Source organism: Dietzia cercidiphylli, assembly GCF_014145145.1.
GTDB classification, from domain to species: domain Bacteria; phylum Actinomycetota; class Actinomycetes; order Mycobacteriales; family Mycobacteriaceae; genus Dietzia; species Dietzia natronolimnaea.
The window spans coordinates 1-7,284 of record NZ_JAALEA010000104.1; the positions used below are offsets into that span (position 1 = coordinate 1).

6 protein-coding genes and 1 pseudogene are annotated in these 7,284 nt (G+C 71.8%); 5 read left to right on the forward strand and 2 right to left on the reverse strand.

Annotated features, from left to right (window positions below; all coding sequences use genetic code 11):
* The first annotated feature begins 1 nt into the window (after position 1).
* On the forward strand, positions 2 to 160 hold the full coding sequence (locus G6028_RS04475) for a transcriptional regulator (protein WP_241730541.1): 159 nt from the start codon (positions 2 to 4) through the stop codon (positions 158 to 160).
* A gap of 49 nt (positions 161 to 209) precedes the next feature.
* Here the strand turns inward: G6028_RS04475 and G6028_RS04480 are convergent, their stop codons facing one another.
* Entirely contained in the window at positions 210 to 4,061 is a 3,852-nt protein-coding gene (locus tag G6028_RS04480) for a Pls/PosA family non-ribosomal peptide synthetase (RefSeq protein WP_182617501.1), read from the reverse strand.
* Positions 4,062 to 4,128: 67 nt separating this feature from the next.
* Here G6028_RS04480 and G6028_RS04485 point away from each other — a divergent pair, with 67 nt between their 5' ends.
* From G6028_RS04485 to G6028_RS04495, 3 genes are all read left to right on the forward strand, one after another.
* Positions 4,129 to 4,953, forward strand: coding sequence for an SDR family oxidoreductase (locus G6028_RS04485; RefSeq protein WP_182658177.1), 825 nt, complete (start codon positions 4,129 to 4,131; stop codon positions 4,951 to 4,953).
* 175 nt (positions 4,954 to 5,128) lie between these two features.
* Positions 5,129 to 5,335, forward strand: a complete 207-nt coding sequence (locus G6028_RS04490) for a PspC domain-containing protein (RefSeq protein WP_182644919.1) — start codon at positions 5,129 to 5,131, stop codon at positions 5,333 to 5,335.
* A gap of 23 nt (positions 5,336 to 5,358) precedes the next feature.
* Entirely contained in the window at positions 5,359 to 6,222 is an 864-nt protein-coding gene (locus tag G6028_RS04495; RefSeq protein WP_179524464.1) for a crotonase/enoyl-CoA hydratase family protein, read from the forward strand.
* A 176-nt stretch (positions 6,223 to 6,398) separates the two neighbouring features.
* On the opposite strand, the gene G6028_RS04500 is transcribed toward G6028_RS04495, so the two are convergent.
* Complete coding sequence (locus G6028_RS04500; protein ID WP_179524465.1) at positions 6,399 to 6,911, reverse strand: inorganic diphosphatase; 513 nt, start codon at positions 6,909 to 6,911, stop codon at positions 6,399 to 6,401.
* 177 nt (positions 6,912 to 7,088) lie between these two features.
* Here G6028_RS04500 and G6028_RS04505 point away from each other — a divergent pair.
* Positions 7,089 to 7,284, forward strand: a pseudogene (locus G6028_RS04505) (D-alanyl-D-alanine carboxypeptidase/D-alanyl-D-alanine endopeptidase); the annotation flags it as partial.

Genomic DNA, 7,284 nt, shown 5'->3' on the forward strand with positions numbered 1-7,284 from the left:
GCTGTCCAAGCAGGTCGCGGTGCTCGAGAAGGCCGGGTACGTCAAAGTCCGCAAAGGGTACGTGGGCAAGCGACCCCGGACCTGGTTGGCGCTCAGTCGCGAGGGGCGCAGGGCCTACGGGTCACACCTGGAGGCGCTCCGCGCGATCGCCGGCGGCTGACACACGCGGGCGCCTCTGCCCTCGTGCGTCCCGCCCGGGTGCGCCCCGCTCAGCCCCGCCAGGGCGCGATCGGGTTGCCCTGCCAGCGGGTGCCCGGGGGGATACGGTCGCCGCGCATGACGAGCGACGCCGGGCCCACGGTGGAGCCGTCGCCGATCGAGGACGCCGGGAGGGTCACACAGTGGCAGCCCAGGGTGGCGCCGTCGGCCATGTCCACCCGGTCGATCTGCATGATGCGGTCGTGGAACAGGTGGGTCTGCACCACGCAGCCGCGGTTGACGGTGACGGCGTCGCCCAGGGAGACCAGGTCGGCCTCGGGGAGCCAGTAGGACTCGCACCACACACCCCGGCCGATGCGCGACCCGAGCAGCCGCAGCATGACGGTGAGGATCGGGGTGCCGGAGGCGGGGCGGGCCATCCAGGGCGCGGCGAGGAGTTCGACGAACGAGTCGGCGACCTCGTTGCGCCACACGAAGGAGGACCACAGGGGTTGTTCGCCCGCGCGGATCCTGCCCACCAGGAGCCACTTGGCCAGCACCGAGACGAACAGGGCCACGAGTCCGGCGTACGCGAGGGTGACCCCGGAGGCCAGCGCCGCGACGCCGAAGCCCCATTCCCGGTGGATCTCCTGCATCACGACCAGGACGCTGACCAGCAGCAGGAACGAGAGCCACACGGGGACCAGGCGCAGGGTCTCCCAGGCGCCGCGGGCCACCTTGAGGCGCCGGGGCGGCTGGTAGGTGCGCACATCGCTCTCGCCGTCGGTCACGGCCCTGGGCAATTTCTGCGGCGGTGAACCGAGCCACGAGGTGCCCTTCTTGGCCTTCTGCGGCGCGGAGGACAGCACGGCGACCAGCCCGCGCGCGGGGACCTTGCGGCCGGCGGACGCGATTCCGGAGTTGCCCAGGAACGCGCGTTTGCCGACCTGCGCCTGCTCCAACCGCATCCAGCCCGATCCCAGTTCGTACGGCGCGACCATCGTGTCGTCGGCGAGGAACGCCCCGTCCCGGACGGTGGTGAGCGAGGGGATGAGCAGGACGGTCGAGGCCTCCACGTCCTTGCCGATCCGCGCGCCCAGCGCCCGGAGCCACATCGGGGTGAGCATCGAGGCGTAGAGCGGGTACAGCCAGTTCCGCGAGGCGTCCATGATGCGCTCGCTGCACCAGGCCTGCCACGCGATGCGCGAGTGAACCGGGTGGAACCCCTCCTCGAGGCCCACCGAGAGCGCACGGACCGACACCAGCGTGAGCGCGGCGAACAACGCGAGCGCGAGCAGCGTCCCGGGGACCGACCACAGGGTGGTACTCAGGAACAGCTGGCCGGGGGTCGTGGCGTCCCGCGCCCCCCAGGCCACCACCGCGAGTCCGGCGGCCAGGGCGAGTAGCGGCATCGCGCCGAGGGCCACCGCCGAGAGCTGGTAGATCACGCTCCACACGCGACTGCGGGGTGCGGGTTCGGCCGGCCAGCTCGAGCCCCGCTTGCCCCGCTTGAGGGCGGGTGAGCCCGCGTAGCGCTTCCCGGCCTTGACGGTGCCCACCACGGCGGACCCGATCTCCACGTGCGCGCCGCTGCCGACCACCGCGCCGGGCAGCAGTGTGGACCGGGCTCCCACCACCGCGTTCTCGCCGATCGCCACGGCTCCGATGTGCAGGACGTCGCCGTCGATCCAGTGCCCGGCCAGGTCGACCTCGGGCTCGATGGAGGCCCCGTCGCCCACGGTCAGCAGCCCGGTGACGGGGGGCAGGGTGTGCATGTCCACGCCGTGGCCGATCGACGCGCCGAGAAGCCGCGCGAACGGTGTGAGCCAGCCGGCGCCCTCGAGGTTGGCGACGCCGGAGGCCTCGACCAGCCGTTCGGCCGCCCAGAGGCGAAGGTGGACCGAGCCGCCCCGCGGATAGGTGCCCGGGGTGACCCCGGCCATGAGGACCCGGCAGAGGAGCCCCGTCACCACCGTGCGGCCCGCGGGCAACAGCAGCAACACCGCGAGGATCCCGAGCACCCACCACGAGACCGGGCGCGCCCAGGGGATTCCCACGGAGGCGGCGACGTTGTTGGCGATCCCCAGCCAGGTGAGCCACTGCAGCCCCGTGACCGTCAGCAGCGGGAGGGTCGCCAGGACCTGCACCACCTGCGCACCGCGGCCGACCGGTCTGACGTGTCGCGGTTCCACCGTGGCCACCGGCTCGAGCTCGTCGAGGTATCCCGCGAAGTCGCCCAGGCGCGGGCGGTCGTAGATGTCCCCCACGGTGACGCCGGGGAAGCGCTCCCGGACCGCCACCACCACGTGGGCGGCGGCGAGCGAGCCCCCTCCCAGTGCGAAGAAGTCCTCGTCCACCCCGGAGACGTCGGCACCGAGGGCCGAGGACCACAGTTCGGCCACCCACGCGTCGGTGCCGTCCAGCTCGGTCTCGGCGGCCGAGGTCTGTGCGAGGGGCCACGGCAGGGCCGCGCGGTCGACCTTCCCCGAGGTGCGGGTGGGCAACTCGTCGACGAGGGTCAGCCGGGGGACCACACCCGCCGGCAGGCGGTCGCGCAGGATCCCGGCGGCGTCGGCGAGGTCGAAGCCCACGGGGTCGTCGGCCACGAGATAGGCCACCAGCACGGACTGGCCCGCGTCGGTCTTCTTGACCGCGGCGGCTCCCGCGCTCACGCCGGGCAGGGCGGACACGGCGGTGTCGACCTCACCCAGCTCGAGACGGCGTCCACCGATCTTGACCTGGTCGTCCACGCGGCCGGTGAAGTACAGGCCGTCGGCCTCGAGGCGCACGACGTCGCCGGACCGGTAGGCGCGCTCCCACCCGAGGGTCTCCATGGGCGCGTACTTCTCGGCGTCCTTGTCCGGGTCGAGGTATCGGGCCAGTCCGACGCCACCGATCACCAGCTCGCCGGACTCGCCGTAGCCGACAGGCAGTCCCGTGGCGTCGACCACGGCCAGGTCCCATCCGTCCAGCGGCAGGCCGATCGAGACCTCACCCCTGCCGTCCAGCTGCGCCGCGCACGCCACCACGGTGGCCTCGGTCGGCCCGTAGGTGTTCCAGACCTCCCGGCCGTCTCCCGCGAGTCGCGCGGCGAGCTCGGGCGGGCAGGCCTCGCCGCCGAGGATCACCAGGCGGATGTCGGCGAGCATCTCCTCCGGCCATATCGAGGCCAGGGTCGGGACGGTGGAGATCACCGTGATCCCGCGGTCGCGCAGCCACGGGCCCAGGTCGAGCCCGGACTTGACGATCGACCGGGGCGCGGGCACCAGGCACGCCCCGTGTGCCCAGGCCAACCACATCTCCTCGCAGGAGGCGTCGAACGCCACGGACAACCCCGCCAGCACCCGGTCGCCCGGGCCGAGCGGGGCGCCGGTGAGGAAGATCCGCGATTCGGCGTCCACGAACGCGGCCGCGCTGCGGTGGGTCACCGCCACACCCTTCGGCAGGCCGGTGGTGCCGGAGGTGAAGATGATCCAGCAGTCGTCGTCGACGGTGGGGGCCCGGTGTCGCGACGGGTCGGCCGGACGTCCGGGGTCGGTGACCCGCATCCCCTGGGCGGTGTAGACGGCCGCCACCTGCGCCTGCCCGAACACCAGCTCGGCGCGGTCGGCCGGATCGTCCACGTCCACGGGGACGTACGCCGCCCCGGCGGCGAGGGTCGACAGGATCGCCAGGTACAACTCGACGCCGCCGGAGGGCATGTGGATGCCCACCCGGTCGCCCGCCCCGACCCCCTGCTGCTGCATCCAGCGTGCCGAGGTGTGGATCTCCTCCCACACCTCGCGGTAGCTCAACACGCGCGCTCCGTCGTCGAGGCACGGGGCGTCCGGGTGACCCTGGGCCGCGGAGCCCAGGACGTCCAGCAATGTCCGGGGGCTCGGGGCCTGTGAGCTGCGAAGATACTGCTCAGGGATGGTGTGCACGTGCGGATGGTATCCCGGTCGGATGAACTTCCCCCCACAGCGTGGGTAGAACTGGTTCTATTGACTCATGTCAGAACCTCTCCAGGGCAAGACCGTCGTGATCGTGGGAGCGGGGCCCGGTTTCGGGCGGACCCTCGCCCTGCGGGCAGCCGAACAGGGGGCGACCGTCGTCGTGGCCGCCCGCACCGCCTCCCGGCTCGACGGGATCGTCGACGAGGTCCGTGCCGCCGGTGGCACCGCGATCGCCGCCGCGGTGGACGCCACGGAGCCCGACTCCGTGCGGGCGCTGCGGGAGACCGTCGCCCAGCACACCGACGCGGTCCACGGCCTGGTCTACAGCGCGTTCGCCGTGCCCAGCATGAAGCCGCTGGCCCAGACCGACCACGAGCAGATCTCGCGGGGGATCGACCTGTCGGTCCTCGGCGCGCTCCGCACCACCCAGGAGTTCACCCCGTTGCTCGAGGCGGGCGCGGAGACCCCGGATGCGGAGCAGATCGACGCCGCGCCCGCGAGCAGCTCCGTGGTGATGATGGCCTCGGCCGTCATCCACCATTCCCGCGAGCGCTACGCCGGCTACAAGATCGCCAAGACCGCCCTCGTCGCGCTGGGGCATTCCCTGGCCACCGAGCTCGGACCGCGTGGGATCCGCGTCAACACCGTGGCGCCCGGGTACATCTACGGCGAGACCCTCAAGGGGTACTTCGAACACCTGGCGGGCAAGTACGGCGGGACCGTGGAGGACGTCTACGCCCACACCGCCGAGAAGATGGACCTGCGCCGCCTGCCCGGCGAGCGCGAGATCGTCGACCCGGTGGTGTTCCTGCTCTCGGACGCCGCGTCGGCGATCACCGGCCAGACCCTCACCGTGGACTGCGGCGAGTTCCACACCTGAGGGCGAGTTCCACAGCTGAGTCCGCGCCCGCTCCCGCGTCCCCACCCCGAGGCGCGGTTCAGGGTCGGATTCGGGGTCCGTCCCGGATGTGGTGGACGCTGCGGGGGAGGAGACTGGAGGTCATCGGGGAGAGGTCCCCGGCCACCAATTTCCGACGACGACGAGGTGACACGTCATGACCTACCCTTCAGACTCCCAGCCCAAGCGACTGACCAGGTCCGAGGACCGCTGGATCGGGGGCGTGTGCGGCGGACTGGCCGACTACTTCGGGCTGGACCCGGTGTTGGTCCGCGTCCTGTTCGTGGCCTCGCTGCTGCTGCCCGGGCCGCAGGTGCTGCTCTACGTGATCCTGTGGTTCGTCATGCCTGACGCCCGCGCCTGAGGAGGCCATGGCAGGCTGAGCGCATGAGCACTCCAGACACCTCAGCCGCGCCCGGTCAGTACTCCTCCGTCCGCATCGAGAAGGGGGTCCGGGACCCGTTCGTCGCGCAGGTGACGCTGATCGGGCCCGGCCCCCACAACGGTATGGGGCCCGACTTCTGGGCGGAGATGCCCCGTGTGATGGCGGAACTCGACGCCGATCCGGAGGTCCGCGCCGCCGTCATCGCCGGTGAGGGCCGGAACTTCTCCTACGGGTTGGATCTGATGGCGATGATGCCGCAGTTCATGGACTTCCTGCCCCAGGACAAGACCCCGGACGCCTCTCGTAACGAGCGGATCCTGGACTTCGTGGAGAACATGCGCCGCGCCATCGACTCGGTGGCGTCGGCCAAGACCCCGACTGTCGCGGCGGTCCAGGGCCGCTGCATCGGGGGCGCCGTGGACCTGATCTCCGCGTGCGACGTCCGCCACGGTGCCGCCGATTCCTCCTACTCGATCCGCGAGGTCAAGGTGGGGATCGTGGCCGACATGGGGTCGCTCGCGCGGCTGCCCCACATCATCGGCCAGGGGCTGACCCGGGAGCTCGCCCTGACCGGACGGGACATCGACGCGGAGACCGCCCTGCGCTACGGGCTGGTCACCCACGTGGCCGAGGACGCCGCCGGCGTGTTGGACTCGGCCCACGCCACCGCCGCCGAGATCGCGGGCAACCCCCCGCTCGTCGTCCGCGGGACCCGCGAGGTGTTGAACCGCGGCATCGAGGGACAGATCTACGAGAACAACCGCTACGTGGCCACGTGGAACGCGGGCTTCCTCGCCTCCGCCGACATGATGGAGGCCATCTCGGCGACGCTGGAGAAGCGCGAGGCCAGGTTCACCGGCCGCTGAGTCCCGGCGCAGACCGCCCCGCCAGGCTCGCCCCGCCCCGCCCCGCCCCGCCTCGCCTGGCCCGGCCGGCACACCCGCCTCCTGCATCGACAAGAGCGTTCCGCGCACCCGCCTCTCGGGCGATGTGTGCGGAACGCTCTTCGCGTCGTCGTGGGACGGGATGCGGCGGGCCGGGGTCAGCCGCGGTTGGGCTCGGCCTTCTCCTCAGGATGCGTGCCATAGTTCTCGATCCCCTCGGCCACGAGCTTCTCGCCGTGGGCCTTGTCCCGCCACTCGCCGGGGGTGACGTGCTTGCCCGGCTCGAGGTCCTTGTAGTGGAGGAAGAAGTGCTCGATCGCCTTGAGCTCGTACTCCGGGACGTCGTTCACGTCCTGGATGTGCTCCCACCGCGGGTCCAGGGCCGGCACGCACAGCAGCTTGTCGTCGCCGCCGGCCTCGTCCGACATCGTGTAGACGCCCACGACGCGGGAGTTGACGATCACGCCGGGGTACACCGACTCGTCGAGCAGGACCAGCGCGTCGCACGGGTCGCCGTCGTCGGCCAGGGTGTGGTCGATGTAGCCGTAGTCGGCCGGGTAGCCCATCGAGGTGAACAGGAACCGGTCGAGGTAGATCTTCCCGGTCTCGTGGTGGATCTCGTACTTGTTGCGCGAGCCCTTGGGGATCTCGATGGTCACTTCGACGGACACTGGCGTACCTCGCTGATCGGCGTTCTCGGGACCCCGGACGCGCGCCCGGGAATTCGCGTCGAGTGTAGTAGGCCGGTTCGGCACCGGGGGCGCTCGTCGTCAGGTCGCCCGCTAGCGTGGGTGGTTGATGGCCGCTGCCCGGTCGGGTGCGGGGTGAGTCCGGGAGGGTGGGGGTCGGTGACCGAACGGCGCGTGTGGCGGGGGCGGGGCCCGGCGTGGCGGATCGGGGTCGTCCTCGTCACCGTCGCGCTGCTGGTGGCGGGCCTCGTGGTGGCGGCACTCCTCACCGATGTCGAGGGGGAGCTGCGTGCCGGCCGGGACGTGTCCGCGTCCGCCTCGCCCCCGCCGTCGCCCGGACTCGTGGCCGCCGGTG

What these genes read in the sequence shown, in the direction of transcription:
- G6028_RS04495 (WP_179524464.1), top strand. Translation starts at nt 5,359, where the DNA reads ATGAGCACTCCAGACACCTCAGCCGCGCCCGGTCAGTACTCCTCCGTC.
- G6028_RS04485 (WP_182658177.1), top strand. Translation starts at nt 4,129, where the DNA reads ATGTCAGAACCTCTCCAGGGCAAGACCGTCGTGATCGTGGGAGCGGGG.
- G6028_RS04490 (WP_182644919.1), top strand. Translation starts at nt 5,129, where the DNA reads ATGACCTACCCTTCAGACTCCCAGCCCAAGCGACTGACCAGGTCCGAG.